At 61.3% G+C, this 13511-nt stretch carries 25 protein-coding genes; 20 read left to right on the forward strand and 5 right to left on the reverse strand.

What is annotated here, in order from left to right; translation table 11 throughout:
* Window positions 1-11 precede the first annotated feature (11 nt).
* From ACN9MB_RS13220 to ACN9MB_RS13235, 4 genes are read right to left on the reverse strand one after another with little or no spacing between them, the layout of a single operon-like run.
* Window positions 12-482: a hypothetical protein gene (locus ACN9MB_RS13220; RefSeq protein ID WP_426269181.1), complete on the reverse strand. Its 471-nt coding sequence runs from the start codon at window positions 480-482 to the stop codon at window positions 12-14.
* 5 nt (window positions 483-487) lie between these two features.
* On the reverse strand, window positions 488-730 hold the full coding sequence (locus tag ACN9MB_RS13225) for a hypothetical protein (protein ID WP_426269182.1): 243 nt from the start codon (window positions 728-730) through the stop codon (window positions 488-490).
* Window positions 720-920 (reverse strand): hypothetical protein, encoded by a 201-nt coding sequence (locus ACN9MB_RS13230; RefSeq protein WP_426269183.1) that lies wholly within the window; start codon window positions 918-920, stop codon window positions 720-722. The genes ACN9MB_RS13225 and ACN9MB_RS13230 overlap by 11 nt, the downstream gene beginning before the upstream one ends.
* A gap of 34 nt (window positions 921-954) precedes the next feature.
* A complete protein-coding gene (locus ACN9MB_RS13235; protein ID WP_426269184.1) occupies window positions 955-1182 on the reverse strand; it encodes a hypothetical protein in 228 nt (75 codons plus the stop codon).
* Between the two features lie 85 nt (window positions 1183-1267).
* Between ACN9MB_RS13235 and ACN9MB_RS13240 the strand changes: the two genes are divergently transcribed.
* Window positions 1268-1951 carry a LexA family transcriptional regulator gene (locus ACN9MB_RS13240; protein ID WP_426269185.1) on the forward strand — a complete coding sequence of 228 codons (684 nt, stop codon included), beginning with the start codon at window positions 1268-1270 and terminating at the stop codon, window positions 1949-1951.
* 42 nt (window positions 1952-1993) lie between these two features.
* On the forward strand, window positions 1994-3625 hold the full coding sequence (locus ACN9MB_RS13245; protein WP_426269186.1) for an MASE1 domain-containing protein: 1632 nt from the start codon (window positions 1994-1996) through the stop codon (window positions 3623-3625).
* Here ACN9MB_RS13245 and ACN9MB_RS13250 read toward each other — a convergent pair.
* On the reverse strand, window positions 3591-4052 hold the full coding sequence (locus tag ACN9MB_RS13250; RefSeq protein WP_426269187.1) for a hypothetical protein: 462 nt from the start codon (window positions 4050-4052) through the stop codon (window positions 3591-3593). The genes ACN9MB_RS13245 and ACN9MB_RS13250 overlap by 35 nt on opposite strands.
* A 194-nt stretch (window positions 4053-4246) precedes the next feature.
* Here ACN9MB_RS13250 and ACN9MB_RS13255 point away from each other — a divergent pair, with 194 nt between their 5' ends.
* From ACN9MB_RS13255 to ACN9MB_RS13340, 18 genes are all read left to right on the forward strand, one after another.
* On the forward strand, window positions 4247-4534 hold the full coding sequence (locus tag ACN9MB_RS13255; RefSeq protein ID WP_426269189.1) for a hypothetical protein: 288 nt from the start codon (window positions 4247-4249) through the stop codon (window positions 4532-4534).
* Entirely contained in the window at window positions 4531-4782 is a 252-nt protein-coding gene (locus ACN9MB_RS13260; protein WP_426269190.1) for a hypothetical protein, read from the forward strand. The genes ACN9MB_RS13255 and ACN9MB_RS13260 overlap by 4 nt, the downstream gene beginning before the upstream one ends.
* Entirely contained in the window at window positions 4779-5048 is a 270-nt protein-coding gene (locus tag ACN9MB_RS13265; RefSeq protein ID WP_426269191.1) for a hypothetical protein, read from the forward strand. The genes ACN9MB_RS13260 and ACN9MB_RS13265 overlap by 4 nt, the downstream gene beginning before the upstream one ends.
* The gene (locus tag ACN9MB_RS13270; protein ID WP_426269192.1) at window positions 5045-5236 is read left to right on the forward strand and encodes a hypothetical protein; all 192 of its coding nucleotides are present in this window, start codon (window positions 5045-5047) and stop codon (window positions 5234-5236) included. Before ACN9MB_RS13265 ends, ACN9MB_RS13270 begins: the two co-directional genes overlap by 4 nt.
* Window positions 5233-5871 (forward strand): hypothetical protein, encoded by a 639-nt coding sequence (locus ACN9MB_RS13275; RefSeq protein ID WP_426269193.1) that lies wholly within the window; start codon window positions 5233-5235, stop codon window positions 5869-5871. The genes ACN9MB_RS13270 and ACN9MB_RS13275 overlap by 4 nt, the downstream gene beginning before the upstream one ends.
* Entirely contained in the window at window positions 5868-6047 is a 180-nt protein-coding gene (locus ACN9MB_RS13280; RefSeq protein ID WP_426269194.1) for a hypothetical protein, read from the forward strand. Before ACN9MB_RS13275 ends, ACN9MB_RS13280 begins: the two co-directional genes overlap by 4 nt.
* Window positions 6044-6274 carry a hypothetical protein gene (locus ACN9MB_RS13285; protein WP_426269195.1) on the forward strand — a complete coding sequence of 77 codons (231 nt, stop codon included), beginning with the start codon at window positions 6044-6046 and terminating at the stop codon, window positions 6272-6274. Before ACN9MB_RS13280 ends, ACN9MB_RS13285 begins: the two co-directional genes overlap by 4 nt.
* Before the next feature lie 81 nt (window positions 6275-6355).
* Window positions 6356-7471 carry a hypothetical protein gene (locus ACN9MB_RS13290; RefSeq protein ID WP_426269196.1) on the forward strand — a complete coding sequence of 372 codons (1116 nt, stop codon included), beginning with the start codon at window positions 6356-6358 and terminating at the stop codon, window positions 7469-7471.
* Window positions 7472-8149: 678 nt separating this feature from the next.
* On the forward strand, window positions 8150-9229 hold the full coding sequence (locus tag ACN9MB_RS13295) for a hypothetical protein (protein WP_426269197.1): 1080 nt from the start codon (window positions 8150-8152) through the stop codon (window positions 9227-9229).
* Entirely contained in the window at window positions 9229-10917 is a 1689-nt protein-coding gene (locus tag ACN9MB_RS13300) for a YqaJ viral recombinase family protein (protein WP_426269198.1), read from the forward strand. Before ACN9MB_RS13295 ends, ACN9MB_RS13300 begins: the two co-directional genes overlap by 1 nt.
* Window positions 10917-11363, forward strand: a complete 447-nt coding sequence (locus ACN9MB_RS13305; protein WP_426269199.1) for a hypothetical protein — start codon at window positions 10917-10919, stop codon at window positions 11361-11363. Before ACN9MB_RS13300 ends, ACN9MB_RS13305 begins: the two co-directional genes overlap by 1 nt.
* Window positions 11360-11806 (forward strand): zinc-finger-containing protein, encoded by a 447-nt coding sequence (locus tag ACN9MB_RS13310; RefSeq protein ID WP_426269200.1) that lies wholly within the window; start codon window positions 11360-11362, stop codon window positions 11804-11806. Before ACN9MB_RS13305 ends, ACN9MB_RS13310 begins: the two co-directional genes overlap by 4 nt.
* Before the next feature lie 14 nt (window positions 11807-11820).
* The gene (locus tag ACN9MB_RS13315; RefSeq protein WP_426269201.1) at window positions 11821-12015 is read left to right on the forward strand and encodes a hypothetical protein; all 195 of its coding nucleotides are present in this window, start codon (window positions 11821-11823) and stop codon (window positions 12013-12015) included.
* Window positions 11999-12286, forward strand: a complete 288-nt coding sequence (locus ACN9MB_RS13320) for a hypothetical protein (RefSeq protein ID WP_426269202.1) — start codon at window positions 11999-12001, stop codon at window positions 12284-12286. Before ACN9MB_RS13315 ends, ACN9MB_RS13320 begins: the two co-directional genes overlap by 17 nt.
* Window positions 12283-12606 carry a hypothetical protein gene (locus ACN9MB_RS13325; RefSeq protein ID WP_426269203.1) on the forward strand — a complete coding sequence of 108 codons (324 nt, stop codon included), beginning with the start codon at window positions 12283-12285 and terminating at the stop codon, window positions 12604-12606. Before ACN9MB_RS13320 ends, ACN9MB_RS13325 begins: the two co-directional genes overlap by 4 nt.
* Window positions 12603-12995, forward strand: a complete 393-nt coding sequence (locus ACN9MB_RS13330) for a hypothetical protein (RefSeq protein ID WP_426269204.1) — start codon at window positions 12603-12605, stop codon at window positions 12993-12995. Before ACN9MB_RS13325 ends, ACN9MB_RS13330 begins: the two co-directional genes overlap by 4 nt.
* Entirely contained in the window at window positions 12995-13294 is a 300-nt protein-coding gene (locus tag ACN9MB_RS13335; RefSeq protein WP_426269205.1) for a hypothetical protein, read from the forward strand. The genes ACN9MB_RS13330 and ACN9MB_RS13335 overlap by 1 nt, the downstream gene beginning before the upstream one ends.
* Window positions 13291-13506: a hypothetical protein gene (locus ACN9MB_RS13340; protein ID WP_426269206.1), complete on the forward strand. Its 216-nt coding sequence runs from the start codon at window positions 13291-13293 to the stop codon at window positions 13504-13506. The genes ACN9MB_RS13335 and ACN9MB_RS13340 overlap by 4 nt, the downstream gene beginning before the upstream one ends.
* Window positions 13507-13511: the final 5 nt, after the last annotated feature.

Here is a 13511-nt window from a genome sequence, read left to right on the forward strand (position 1 = left end):
GACCGGATCAGTCATGCCGCTTGCCTCAGCTCAGCCAGGCGGGCACGCATGTCGTCGGCGATACGGCTGACCGTCGGCGCGCCGCGGCCGGAGATGCAGTACATGCCGACCAGGGAATGACGGTGGCGCTCGAGCGAGGTGTCGAACTCGGGATCGCCGCCAATCGCCACAGCGGCGTCGCGGTGCGGGCCGATGAATACAGCGACCGTTTCCCGGCGCTGAAGGACGGCCATTACCTGACGGGCGGCCTGCGAGCTGGTCAGCGCCGAAATGCGGCCCAGGCTCACCATGTTCTTCGTCGCCAGTGCGTAGATCGCCTCCGCGCCGCGCTTCGCATACGAGCGTGTCACCTGCCCGTCTGCCATCAGACGACGCAGCTGCCGAACGATCACGCCATCGGCGACGGCCAGCTCGCGAGCGAGCGCGTCTGCCGACTTAGGCGCGGCGGCCAGTGAAGCAACGATGCGTGGATTCAATGTCACGGGAGTTATCCCTCGACCACGGGTTGATGGATGGCATCCAATTTCCGAATGCAGATGGCGGCGTCATGCAGCTTCAGATCGGTGCGTGAGGCGAACTCCCTCGTCGCAGCCTCGAAGGCCACCTGCTCTGTGCTTTTCCCCAGGAGTGTTGCTAGTGCGATCAAGCGCCCAAGCGCCTCTTCGCCACCCACGTCTTCCGCCGAAATGCCCCTGTGAAAGCCAATGTCTTTCCGGTGTTCAGACTTCATGCGAGGCGGCGCTAGTCTGTACGCCGTACTCACGAAGCAACTTTTGGACACCTGCGTTGATGAGCTCACGTTTCAACTCACCCCAAGACTTTCCATCCAGCTCGGCGGCTTGCTTGCCCTTTTCGAGCTCGTATTCGTTGAGCTGCACCGAGTCGGTCAGCCTCACGAGACGGCGGTTTTTGTATGCCATGGTTCGTTCCTTTGAACTGCTTCGTGGTCAGTGGTCAGGCAGCTTTGGCCACCGCGTTGCCGCCGCGGTTGGGCTTGATCTGTTTCGGGGGTTTCTTTCCGACGAGCTGCACCAGCCGAGAGCCGGTGTCGTAATCCACAGAGGCGACCTTCCCGTGCTTGAGACGGTTGATGGTCGATTGGCTGGTGCCAACGGCTTCGGCGACTTGCACCTCAACCCAGCCAGCTTCGAGAAGTGCTCGTACGGCGTCGTGTGGAGTCATGATGCATAAACTAATGCACATATGCATAGACAGTCAAGTCATAAATGCATATACTTCAGCCGCACCTGTGCACGACCATGGAGGAATGAACTACCTCAAGTCGAATCTGAACTTTCTGATCAAGCGGGACCGCACCTCGGGCAATGCCCTGGCTGTGGGAACAGGCATCGACCAGAGCACGATCAATCGCATCATGAATGGCAAGGTGGAGAGCCCCCGGGACCCTACCGTGCAGCCCATAGCGGACCACTTCGGCATCTCAGTGCATGAGCTGAAGTACGTGGATCTTAGGTCGATGGGCGAGGCACAGATGGGTGGCGAGGCGGCTGAGCGGCAGACGTCGCAGGGGGCTGTAAGCAGGATCTACCCAGCGTCGGATCTGCCAGCCCAAGGGGCCGCAAAGCTAAATCCCTTCGCCACCGCTCCGTTCATGAATGTCTCGCGCTCCTGGCTCGAAGCATTGACGGAAACACAGGTTGCGGCCGTTAGGTATGCCTTCGCCAACGACGACTCCATGAAGGGAGAGATCGAAAAGGGCGATGTAGTGTTCATTGATACAAGTGTGAACCAGGTCACAAGTGAGGCCATTTACGCGTTCACATACTTCCAGGTGCCGCATATCAAACGCGGCGCCGTGGTCGGTAAAGGGTTGCGGTTCACCGGTACAAGGCAGTACGTGAATTCCATTCCCGTGGAAACGGCTGAGGAGTTCGAGGGCCTTGTGATTATTGGGAAAGTCTTTGCGTCTATGAGCTTGAGGCGTTTCTAAGCCTCGACACTCGCGCCGCAGGGGAGCAGGGCGGGAAGTCACATGAGGGGATTTGGCTTTAGCGCCAAGGGCATGCTTTGTGCCGTGGGATATGGATTGTCGTTCGCAGCACTTCGCGAACTGGCCCCGCTCACGCTCAATCTTGCCGTCGGCATGCGCTTCGCTGTTTTGATGCTGGTGCCGCTTCGATGGTGGCCCTGGATTGTGCTGGGTGAATGGGGTGCGACGTCCTACTGGACGATCTCGGGACTCATGCAGCACCACTTCTCGGCCTGGTGGCTCCTCACCGGCACGTTCTTGCCGTTCTTCGGGGGGCTGCTACCTGCCGCCTGGGCGCGCCAGAAGTGGCCGCAGCTGGATCTTTCGCTACCCATGGACATGTCGCGCATGCTCGGCGTGGCAGTGATGGGGGGCGCCCTGTCGGGCGCGATCAGTACGCTGGTCGTCTACTCGATGGGCGTAACCGAAGCGCAGATCGGCATGCCCTACCCCGACCTTTTCATGAAATACGCCGTCGGCGCGCTCATGGCCAACTTGGTTGTCGCACCCCTGTGCTTTGCCCTGCGAGATCGCTGGACGACGCTTAGATCGAATACTGGCCTGGATGAGGCGGCACCGTACATCGGAGCGATCGGCTATGTCGTGGCGATTGCGCTGTTCCTCAGATACGCCTCCGCCGACATGCTCACGCTCGGCCGGTGCTTGATGTTTGCGCCCATGATTATCCTGACGCTCAAGCGCGGCTGGTATGGCGCTGCATCGACGGTCGCGATCTGCAGCATCGCCCTGCAGCTCACCCAGCGGAAGGAGTTGGAGCCGTCGCTCGTCAGCGTTCAATGCGTTTCCAGCGCCGTAATCGCCGCCATTCTGCTGTTTGGGGCCAATACGACTCAGGCCAATCGGTCGGTGGACGAATCGGACAGCAAGGCCAAGGCTCTGCGCAAAATGGTGAAAGGCCAAACCAATCGGATGGAGGAACAGTTCCGTCGAAGCGCCGCCATGATCGACGAGATGTATGAGGCGATGGGCCGCGCCGAAGAGGAGTTGAAGGAGTCCGGCCATCGCATCGACGTCGTGCGCAACTACTGGTCGTCGATGAAGGCCTACCGGAACAACCTCAAGAACCTCCGGCAGACGTTCTATCCCTACCTGCTGGACAAGGCAGGCCTGCGGGCGGCGATCCTGTCGGGGCCTCTGAGCCAGGTCTTGAACGGATGCGAGGTGGAATACGACGCCGTGCTGACGGGCCCTGCCGTCGAGCTGTCGAACGCCCTGCAGACGTCTGTCTATCGGCTGGCCTACGAGAGCGTCTGCGTGCTGCTCCGCGCCGGGGTGCCGGAGCGTATTGCCATTCGGCTCAGGGTGGGCATGAACGTTCGCGGCGTGAAGTACGCGGCGATGTCTGTCAGCGGCTCAGTGTCGCCCGCCGGAGGTTGGCGCCCTGCCCTATCCGTCATGAGCACAGGGCTCACCATGGATGGCATCGATTTGGTCGCTGCCAGCTTCCAGGGACGCGTCAAGTCCAGCGACCACAAGATCACCATGCTTTTGCTCGACGACGCAGCTCATGCCGGAGTTGATGTGGATGGATTCGAGCCGGTCGCCGCCGCGATGCCGATGCACCGCGGCGGCGCCAACGTCATTGGTTTAGCTTTCCGCAGTCCGGAACGCTAGTGCAGTCCGCAGCACGCATTTGCGTCGCAGCCGGAGTGGCAATCAGACCTTGGGACGGCGATGCCGTCACGGTAGTTGTGCCGTCCTGATAGACCGTCACGCCATCCGTGGGAGCCGCGCCGGAACTTACCTGCACCTGCCCCTGGCCCAGCGGCAGCGGAACGGCCGTACTGCCGTCGGCACTCGTCGCAACGCCGCCTCGCACGTTGCCGGTCGAGTCGTTGACCTGGATGTATTTCACGCCACCCAGCGAGAACACGTAGACGTGAAACTCGGGGCGCTGACTGACGTCCTGCGCATTGGGCCAGTGGGCGCCCAAGCCGGCCGCCGGCGCCGTCTGCGCTACCGCCTGCCCCAGACCCATGGTGCACATGATGGCGAGCGCCATCACCAAACCCAGCATCGTCCTGAGACTCGATCGTTTCATTGAAATCCCCTTCAGTGGTTTTTGATCGCACACGCGCGCGAGCGCCTAACTCAAGCACAAGCCTAGCTCAATCTGTGAACGCCAACTGAACGCAAAGGGCGATTCGCGCAAAAGTATGCATTTCGGCATTACCCGCTATTGCATAGCGTCCCGATGGTATGCAACTATGCATACACAGAGCGAGGGACATATGCATGAGCACCGTCTATCCAGCCGCACTATTCAACGCCCGCCGTCAGCACCGCATCCAAGTCGCCGACGCCGCAGCCACCCCGGCAACTGAAGCCTATCCCGAAGCGCGCTTCGCGGTTCGTCGCCAGGTTCGCATGTTCAAGAGCACTGGCATCTCGGCAACGCGCCATGCCGAGCGCCTTGGACTGCGCGACGTCGAGGCTGGCTGCTCGGTCGGCCATGCCATCGAAACCGCGTACCGCTTCCTTCGCGACTGCCGCCGCATGGCGGATCACGGGGATGCGGCATGAGCACCGAGACGCAGAAGGTGGATGTGCTCGATGAAGCCGATACCGAGGACTTCATGCGCATGCGTGTAAGTCGGGCCATCGCAAAGTCACGGGAATGGCACCGCCGACTTATCGAAACACTGCGTGGAAACGAGTTGGCAGATTTCCACCCCGATGCTGCTCGTTGGCAGCGCAATGCCTACATGGCTCGCGCTCGTCGTATCAGGAACGAGTTTGCTGCTCTCGCCCGCATCGGCGGTGCCGCATGAGCGCCAATCCTGTCTTCGAGGGAACGCTTCGCGCCTTCGGTGGCGCCGCATACGAGAACGTGCAGGCGCTGCATCAGTTCACCTCCATCCGCGTACCGCTGGTCGAAGTTGAGTTGCGCTCACACAACCCAGGTGATGCCGAGACGTGGCGTAGCGGGAAGCTCTCGCCGCAGCTGACGCAGCGTGCCTACGAGATCCTCGTGGATCGCCATTCCAAGGAATTCGACGTCATCGCGCGCCAGTTGGCGCAGGGAGACATCAAGTGAACGGACAGACCCAGCAGATCGACGTGATCGCCGCCATGCGCGCCGCAATGCCGCTGGTCGCGGAACTGATCGAGGCTGATACCGCCTACGACCGGACGCGCCGCGATGCCGACGCAACGACGTATGACCTCGACGCTGCAACCGAGCGTCGACGTGTTGCGCTGCTTCGTGTGCGGGGTGTGGCATGAGTGGCATTCGCATTCTCGATGTTATCGCCAAGCCCTACGCGGACTGGAGCAAGACGATCTGCTATTCCCTGATCGTTGACCGCATGCCGAAGCTTGTCTACGAACGCACCGGCAACAGCCTTGTCTCGCACGACGATGGCGTCTATGACTTCCTAGCTATCGAGAGCGGAACGAAGGATGCCTTTGGTGGCCGCGAGTTCGACATAGCGTTGACCGATGGCACCGTCTACCGCGCGACGGGCGACGTATGGTCCGTGGCACCACCGAAGCACATTGAGCCGACGGTCTCCGTAGGCATCGGCACGCTGCACAAGCTCCAGCAGTGCTATGTGTTCAGCGGCGCAAGCGTGGCGGTCACGAAGTTGCAGTCGTGGCTCGACGCCAACACGCCAAGCAACGACTACTACAAGTACGACGCACGCTCGACCGTCGAATGGCTGCAGCAGCATCGCGATGGCGGAGCGCGCAAGGTTTGCGCAAATCGCGCCCGCAAGCTGCGTCGCCGCGGTGTCGAGGTGTGGCGCAGCAATGCCGGTGATCGCATGTGGAGTCCATGGTTCGAGCGCAGGCGCGCCGAACTCACTGCTCGCCGTGCAACCGACCCAGGAACCGTCCGCATCGGGGACATCGCATGAACGCCGGCCTCTGTCTCTACGACCTTCCGCCCGCTGATCGCGACGCCGAACTCGACCGCATCGGCAACGAGATCCGCAAGCACGTCCATCTCATTCGCATTAATAGCTTTCTCAACAGTCTGCCGGCCGAAACCGCCCAGGGCGACGAGCACGACGAACCGAGGAATACACCATGAGCAAGCCCGGCAACGGTCACGTCCGCGTGATCAGCATCATGAAATCGGCGGCAGGTTTCTACCGCGCATCCCACATGCCGACATCGGCGCGCGAAATGGATACGGCGGTCGATGCACTGCAAAACCTTCGCGCCTCGCTGCTCGTGTTGTGCGCTCACAACGATCTGAAGGCCACGCCCGAAGGCGCCGCGGTATGCGCTGACGCCGAGCACTGCGGCCTTCTTTAACCCTTTCGCCGACTGCAGCGGGGTTGCAACCCCCTAGTGTGATTTCGCTGTGGTCGGCACCTATTACCCCGGAGACATTGCATGACCGCCAAAAAGACGGCAGCACAGAAGTCAGCACCGAAGATCGAAACGTCGCTCGTTCTGCGCGTCTGTCGCGCCGACTTCAGCAGCCATGGCGGTTTCGTTTGGCCTTCTGAGGTTGGCGCAGAGGTCAATGCACCGGACTGGCTGCAAAACCAAAACTGCGGTAACGGACTGCACGGCTGGCTGTTCGGCCAGGGCGATGCTGGATGCGTTGATCATTGGGCTCAGCCGGAATCCAAGTGGCTGGTCCTGGAAGTTGAATCGTCCACGATCATCACGCTCGGCGGCAAGGTTAAGTTCCCCCGCGCCGTGATCCGCTTCGTCGGCGGTCGTGAAGAGGCAGCGGCGTTCCTGCTTGCCAACGAGCCGCGCGCCAAGGCTGAGAACTGCATCGGCCATGTCGTGCAGGTCGGCGAGGGCCAGGTTGCAGCAACTGGCTCCCTCGGCACGGCGACGGCTGGCTCCCTCGGCACGGCGACGGCTGGCGACAGCGGCACGGCGACGGCTGGCTACAGAGGCACGGCGACGGCTGGCTCCCTCGGCACGGCGACGGCTGGCTACAGAGGCACGGCGACGGCTGGCTCCCTCGGCACGGCGACGGCTGGCTACAGCGGCACGGCGACGGCTGGCGACAGCGGCACGGCGACGGCTGGCTACAGAGGCACGGCGACGGCTGGCGACAGCGGCACGGCGACGGCTGGCTACAGAGGCACGGCGACGGCTGGCGACAGCGGCACGGCGACGGCTGGCTCCCTCGGCACGGCGACGGCTGGCTCCCTCGGCACGGCGACGGCTGGCGACAGCGGCACGGCGACGGCTGGCTACAGAGGCACGGCGACGGCTGGCTCCCTCGGCACGGCGACGGCTGGCTACAGCGGCACGGCGACGGCTGGCGACAGCGGCACGGCGACGGCTGGCTCCCTCGGCACGGCGACGGCTGGCTCCCTCGGCACGGCGACGGCTGGCGACAGCGGCGAGCTTCGCCTCCGCTGGTACGACAGCGCCAATGATCGCTACCGCACCGAGATTGCCTACGTCGGCGAGAACGGCATCAAGCCGAACGTGAAGTATCGACTCAACGATCAGCACAAGTTCGTCGAGGTGAAGGAATGAAGCGCTTTTACGAAATTTTGGCAGGCATTCGCATCGCGATCCTGATCAACGTCAGCTTCTTTGCGGTGACGTATCTCGATCACGTTTTCTGGCACTGAGTTCTGGGCCCCGAGGTCGGCGGGGAATCCGACCACAAACCAACCAGAGCGTCGTCGTTGGCACTTTGGGTTATCGCGGTATGAAGCGACTGAAATGCAGTTCGGACGCCGGTTCGATTCCGGCCAGCTCCACCAAATGCACCCCGGCGCCATTCCTCAGCGTCGGTGCCCAGGAATCCTGGGGATGACACCTCACGGGGTGCATTTGATGGGGCTGAATTGGTTTCGACGGGCTGAGTATTGGAAGTGGACCGCGCGAGAGGCGACCGACGTAATCGGCGCAAAAACCATAGACGCGAACGATGCGATCTACGTTCAGGCCATTGCTGCCTAAACCGAAGCTCTGAAGCACTTCGTCACCGAACGCTTCCTCGCCGCCCTGTCGAGTAGCACAGGGCACATGAAGCGAGCTGGGTGCGAGGGCAGTCGCATTCCGGCGTGGAGACGATGACGTCCCGGCTCGCTTCATGTACGGCAGCGCGGCATTTGATCGCCGGGCGGGACTGAGAAACGACGTCAGCCGGTTCAACGGCCGCTGCCATTTCTACAAAACGCCGGCATTGCCGGCAGGGGATTCGAAGTGAACGCAATGACGAAGGGATCGCACAATCAGGCCGTTGCCGTCCGCGAGGAATTCGGCGGCACCAGCACCACCCTCGCCGTGCAGGAAACGGCGTCGACCGCTGTCGCCGCACAGGCGAAGGCAATGGTCGAGGCTCGCTATGTCATGGCAATGCGCCGCCCGCGTCAGTGGGACCAGGTGCGTCAGGACCTGCTGAAAGAGTGCAAGCGCCCCAGCTTCGCCCACAACAAGTCGGCCTACTACCGTAAGCCCATCGGCAAGGGCGTCGAGGGTCTTGGCATCCGCTTCGTCGAGGTCGCGCTTCGCTGCATGACCAACGTGCTGGTGGAGACCAGCATGATCTTCGAAGACGAGAGCAAGGAAGTTCACCGCGTCTCTGTGACCGACCTGGAGTCGAACGTCACCTACCCCCTCGACGTGCGCGTGACGAAGACTGTGGAGCGCTCTCAGCCGAGCGACGACGGCAGCTACATAAGCGTCCGCAAGAACAGCTACAACAAAAACGTCTATACCGTGCCCGGCACAGAGGACGACATCCTCAACAAGCGCGCGGCGCAAGTCTCCAAGGCGATTCGAACCCTCGGCCTCCGCATCATTCCCGGCGACCTGCAGGACGAGGCCGAGGCGATCATCAAGTCCATTCGTCTGGACGAGGCGGCACGTGACCCGGGCGCCGAGCGCAAGCGGATCGCGGACGCCTTTGGCGAGATCGGCGTCAAGGCGTCTGACCTAGCCGATTACCTCGGCCACTCCCTCGACACCTGCTCGCCGACCGAGTTGGTCAACCTGCGCGGCATCTACGGCGCCATCCGCGACGGCGAGTCCTCCTGGAAGAGCGTCATGGAGAACAAGGCCGAGCAGGCTAGCGCCACGACGCCCGCCGCGAGCACGTCGAAGGAACTGCCGACCTGCAGCGACGAGAACTTCGAGAAGAAGAAGGCCGCATGGCGTATGGCAGTTGAGAGTGGCGGCAAGTCGGTCAATGACCTGATCGCCATGATCCAGACGAAGGAACTGCTTACCAACGATCAGAAGATCGAGATCGCATCGTGGGCAAATAATGGGAGCGCCGAGTAATGCGTATACACGACCTTACCCAGGGCAGCGATGAGTGGGCAGCATTCCGCCTGACGCATCATGGCGCAAGCGAAGCCGCGGCGATGCTCGGCCTGTCGAAACTAACCACGCGATCCGAGCTGCTGCGCGTCAAGCACACCTTCAACCCGAAGGAGTTCAGCGACTGGGTGCAGGAAAATATCCTCGACTACGGCCACCATGTCGAGGCTCTCGCTCGTCCCCTCGTCGAAGAGATCATCGGAGACGACCTCTATCCTGTCACCTGCTCTGATGAGGACGTCGGCGGCCATCTGTCGGCATCGTGCGACGGCCTGACCATGGCGTTCGACACCGCCTTCGAGCACAAGCAGTGGAACGAGGAACTCGCGGCGTCCGTCTCTGCCGGCGTGGTGCCGGACTCTCACATGCCACAGTGCCAGCAGATCATGATGATCACTGGCGCTAAGCGTGTGATCTTCACGGTCTCGGATGGCACGCCGGAGAACTTCGTCTCAACCGAAGTCGAACCCGACGCCACCTGGTTCGAGCGCATTGTCGACGGCTGGGCACAATTCGACCGCGATCTCGCCGAATACGTCTTGCCGGAGGACAGGCCTATCCTGGTCGCCGAGGCCGTGCAAGCGCTCCCCGCCGTGGCCGTGCAGATCAGCGGCCAGATTACCGTCCGGGAGAACTTCAACGCCTTCGAAACGGCGCTCCGTGACTTCCTCGACAACAAGCTGATCCGCGAGCCGCAGACGGATCAGGACTTCGTTGACCTCGATCAGCAGATCAAGGCCATGAAGAAGGCCGAGGACACGCTCAACGCAGCCGAGGCGATGATGCTTGCGCAGATCGAGAGCGTCGACCAGGCGAAGCGCCAGAAGGACATGCTGACCAAGCTGTTGCGTGATAACCGCCTCATGGCTGAAAAGCTCCTTGAGCGCGAGAAGGCCAGCCGTCGCCAGGAACGTATCGACGGCGCGCGAACCGCTTTCGCTGACCACCTCTTTGAAGCCCAGCGCGGTCTCGACGGTCTGCGCCTCGATATCGTGACGCCCGACTTCGCCGGAGCTATCAAGGGCCTGAAGACGCTCAGCAGCATCGACGACAAGATCGCCACCGCCTTGGCGAACGGGAAGATCGTAGTCGATCGCCAGGCTCGGGACATGCGCGCAAAGCTGGACTGGATCAACGAGAACGCCTCGGAACACCGAGCGCTGCTGGCCGACCTGCAGCAGCTTGTTGCAAAGCCATTCGATGACTTCCGTCTCGCTGTGGTCTCTCGCATTGATGCGCACAAGAAGGCCGAGGAGCAGCGCCTGGAGGCCGAGCGCGAGAAGATCCGCCAGCAGGAGCGCGAGAAGTTAGCCGCCGAAGCCGAGCGGACGAAGTCCGCGCCCGAACCCGAGTCGGTCAAGCAGGATCCGACCCAGCAACGCATGGCAACGTCGGTGAGCTATGGCCGCGCCGCTCCGGCGTCGGCGCCCGCACCGGTCGACAACGGAGCGCGCCTGAAGCTCGGCGACATCAATGCCCTCCTGTCGCCGCTATCGGTAACGGTGGAAGGCCTGACCACACTTGGCTTTAGTCCCGTCGGCACGGATCGCGCTGCAAAGCTCTATGCCGCCACCGACTTCCCGGCCATGTGCGCGGCGATGCACGACGTCCTTGCCAATGCACTGATCATGCAACAGGTGGCGGCCTAATGCAGGCCTACACCCTAAACAAAGGCCACCACGGCCGCGCTACGGTGAAGGCGAACCTGCACGCCTTCATCGACCGACTGCCCGACACGAAGTCGTGGAAGGTGGAGATCAAAGAGGCCCGGCCGGAGCGTACGGATAGCCAGCTCGGCGCACTGTTCGGCGTGGCCTACGACGCGATCATGGATGCCACTGGCCTCCAGGGTGACGCCGAGAAGAAGCAGCTGCACCGCGACTTCTGCGCCCTGTTCTTTGGCGAAGTCGACGCAGGCCTTGGGCGCACTAAGCCGAAGCGCACCACGACCACGAATGAGCGCGGAGAGCGCGACGTCATCGATACCAAGACGATGGCGGAGTTCTATGACTTCATCCAGCGGACGGCTGCGGGGTACGGCATAGACGTCCCTTCGCCAGACCCCTTGTGGCGCGATCAGCGGAGAGCGGCATGAGCGAGAAGACGCCCTGGAACCCCAGCCGAAAGGCGACCGCTCGCGTGCGAGATCCGCACCCGGTGCCGACGGAGTGTCGATACTGCAGCGGCCAGGTGTCCATCGTGAACCATGTGGACATCTATGGCGGCCGCACCTTTGGCGAGTGGCCATGGATGTATGTGTGCGACGTATGTGGCGCCCGCGTAGGGATGCACCCGTTCACGAACATCCCGACTGGAACGCTCGCCGATGCGGCGTTGCGTGAGGCGCGCAAGGTGTGCAAGCCAGCGTTCGAACGTCTGTGGCAGGAAGGCGGCTGGCAGCGCGATGTCGCCTATGCGTGGCTCGCCGACAAGCTCGGCATGACAGCCGCCGAATGCCACTGGGGTCTGTTCGAAATCGACACTTGTCTCCGCGCGCGCGACCTGTGTGCCGGAATGATGGGAGCGATCGAAGCATGAAACGGACACCCGACATGTTCGATGCCCAGGTGTTCGACAACACTGCAACCGGCCAGCGTGAAGTCTGGATCAACGGTAGGTGCACCAGGTACTTCCGGAAGAACGCGATCTGCCCGCATGCCGTATGGGAAGTGATGCGGCCGCCGTGGGGCATTTCCCAGATGCGCCATGCAATACGCAGCAGGAGGCGGCATGAACGCGAAGTTTGAGAGTTGGTTCAGCGAGAAGAATGCACCGTGCTGGAATGCCGCTTTGAGCGGCGACGCGATTGCCAAAGGCATTGTGGCTGTAGCGCGAGATTCATATCACACCGCCATCCAGTCGCTAGAAGTGACGCCTGAACTTGTTGGTGTTGGCATGCGGGCTGAGGTTGGCCCGTGGAAGTTAGAGGATCTCGTAAGCGATCCGAACTACCTAGACCTCATCGTCGAGTCCATCCTAGAACAAGTCCTCTCTGCGTTGAAGGAGCAGGCGAAATGAGCTGGTTCGTCAAGAAACCGATTGCCGTTGAGGCTGTGCAGTTCACGCGCGAAATGGCGGAAGGTTCGGTAGAACTTCCCGAAGGCGTGAAGATGACTCGTCGAACGCTCGGACCGTACAAGCGCTTTCCTGAGTACGCAAACGACGGGAAATACTTGACTAACTATTCCACGTGCCACGCTCACCACGTTGAAACGCTTGAAGGTCGCATGGATGTCCAGATAGGCGACTGGATTATCACTGGCGTTGCTGGCGAGAAGTATCCGTGCAAGCCATACATCTTTGATGCCACTTACGACAAGGTTGAGGTGCCGGCATGACCCCCGACAACCGCGCTCTGTGGGAGCTGGTGGATGAATGGTCTCGTATCGCAAATAGCGATAACGAAGAAGGTAGCTTTGCCGCTGGCGTTGCACTTGGCCATAACGTTTGTGTGGCCGAGCTTCGGAGCGTTCTTGAGCGTCCCGTGGTGGTCGGGGATGACCGGATTGAAGTTAGTCGCGTCGACTTACTCGGCTTGCTCGATGGCAATCTTCAGGCGGCAAGCGTTGCGCTGTCCTACACCGGAGGTATCGACTTCATCGAAGAACATGGCGGTGAAGAATCTGATGAGCCGATGGAACAAGTTGCTTACCACCTTTACTACACGCTGCATAAAGCAGAGCGACTTCGCGCCGCGCTCGAATCGATGGTGAGGGGGAAGTCGTGATGTGTGATTACCAGGGTTACGAGTTCGGCGCAGGAACATACCCGGACTCATATTGCATCGATGGTTCGCTTCATGACGCTGACAGCGACTATCTGAACGAAGAAGATTTTCCGTGCCCCATCTGTCGCCGTGAAGAAGCAATCGCATGGTGGGCCGAGCGCAATGCCTTCTCTATACCGGGAGGCGACTATGACGAAGCGGAGCATGCTAGCGAGGCGTTGGAATGCGCAACAAGTCTTGTTGATGACATTCGCCTCAATCGTGGCATTCCGCTACCCACCAAGGACAACAACCCATGACCACCGTGACGAATAAGCCATCTCAGGACGTAGTTGATCTATTCGCCTCTTACACCGCGAAAGCATGCAACGCATTACAGGTCATGGAAGACCTTTGCGTTGATGAGCTTGATGCGTACGCGGCTGCTAAAGATGCCGTGCGCGCGGCTCGGTCGCATCTTGAAAACGGATTGGTCGGATTGTTTCGAAACAATATTGTCAACGGCGAGTAAGGAAG

Source organism: Dyella kyungheensis (assembly GCF_049913195.1).
Lineage (GTDB): Bacteria > Pseudomonadota > Gammaproteobacteria > Xanthomonadales > Rhodanobacteraceae > Dyella > Dyella kyungheensis.

What these genes read in the sequence shown, in the direction of transcription:
- ACN9MB_RS13225 (WP_426269182.1), bottom strand. Translation starts at nt 730, where the DNA reads ATGAAGTCTGAACACCGGAAAGACATTGGCTTTCACAGGGGCATTTCG.
- ACN9MB_RS13230 (WP_426269183.1), bottom strand. Translation starts at nt 920, where the DNA reads ATGGCATACAAAAACCGCCGTCTCGTGAGGCTGACCGACTCGGTGCAG.
- ACN9MB_RS13235 (WP_426269184.1), bottom strand. Translation starts at nt 1,182, where the DNA reads ATGACTCCACACGACGCCGTACGAGCACTTCTCGAAGCTGGCTGGGTT.
- ACN9MB_RS13240 (WP_426269185.1), top strand. Translation starts at nt 1,268, where the DNA reads ATGAACTACCTCAAGTCGAATCTGAACTTTCTGATCAAGCGGGACCGC.
- ACN9MB_RS13245 (WP_426269186.1), top strand. Translation starts at nt 1,994, where the DNA reads ATGAGGGGATTTGGCTTTAGCGCCAAGGGCATGCTTTGTGCCGTGGGA.
- ACN9MB_RS13250 (WP_426269187.1), bottom strand. Translation starts at nt 4,052, where the DNA reads ATGAAACGATCGAGTCTCAGGACGATGCTGGGTTTGGTGATGGCGCTC.
- ACN9MB_RS13255 (WP_426269189.1), top strand. Translation starts at nt 4,247, where the DNA reads ATGAGCACCGTCTATCCAGCCGCACTATTCAACGCCCGCCGTCAGCAC.
- ACN9MB_RS13260 (WP_426269190.1), top strand. Translation starts at nt 4,531, where the DNA reads ATGAGCACCGAGACGCAGAAGGTGGATGTGCTCGATGAAGCCGATACC.
- ACN9MB_RS13265 (WP_426269191.1), top strand. Translation starts at nt 4,779, where the DNA reads ATGAGCGCCAATCCTGTCTTCGAGGGAACGCTTCGCGCCTTCGGTGGC.
- ACN9MB_RS13275 (WP_426269193.1), top strand. Translation starts at nt 5,233, where the DNA reads ATGAGTGGCATTCGCATTCTCGATGTTATCGCCAAGCCCTACGCGGAC.
- ACN9MB_RS13280 (WP_426269194.1), top strand. Translation starts at nt 5,868, where the DNA reads ATGAACGCCGGCCTCTGTCTCTACGACCTTCCGCCCGCTGATCGCGAC.
- ACN9MB_RS13285 (WP_426269195.1), top strand. Translation starts at nt 6,044, where the DNA reads ATGAGCAAGCCCGGCAACGGTCACGTCCGCGTGATCAGCATCATGAAA.
- ACN9MB_RS13290 (WP_426269196.1), top strand. Translation starts at nt 6,356, where the DNA reads ATGACCGCCAAAAAGACGGCAGCACAGAAGTCAGCACCGAAGATCGAA.
- ACN9MB_RS13300 (WP_426269198.1), top strand. Translation starts at nt 9,229, where the DNA reads ATGCGTATACACGACCTTACCCAGGGCAGCGATGAGTGGGCAGCATTC.
- ACN9MB_RS13305 (WP_426269199.1), top strand. Translation starts at nt 10,917, where the DNA reads ATGCAGGCCTACACCCTAAACAAAGGCCACCACGGCCGCGCTACGGTG.
- ACN9MB_RS13310 (WP_426269200.1), top strand. Translation starts at nt 11,360, where the DNA reads ATGAGCGAGAAGACGCCCTGGAACCCCAGCCGAAAGGCGACCGCTCGC.
- ACN9MB_RS13315 (WP_426269201.1), top strand. Translation starts at nt 11,821, where the DNA reads ATGTTCGATGCCCAGGTGTTCGACAACACTGCAACCGGCCAGCGTGAA.
- ACN9MB_RS13320 (WP_426269202.1), top strand. Translation starts at nt 11,999, where the DNA reads ATGAACGCGAAGTTTGAGAGTTGGTTCAGCGAGAAGAATGCACCGTGC.
- ACN9MB_RS13325 (WP_426269203.1), top strand. Translation starts at nt 12,283, where the DNA reads ATGAGCTGGTTCGTCAAGAAACCGATTGCCGTTGAGGCTGTGCAGTTC.
- ACN9MB_RS13330 (WP_426269204.1), top strand. Translation starts at nt 12,603, where the DNA reads ATGACCCCCGACAACCGCGCTCTGTGGGAGCTGGTGGATGAATGGTCT.
- ACN9MB_RS13335 (WP_426269205.1), top strand. Translation starts at nt 12,995, where the DNA reads ATGTGTGATTACCAGGGTTACGAGTTCGGCGCAGGAACATACCCGGAC.
- ACN9MB_RS13340 (WP_426269206.1), top strand. Translation starts at nt 13,291, where the DNA reads ATGACCACCGTGACGAATAAGCCATCTCAGGACGTAGTTGATCTATTC.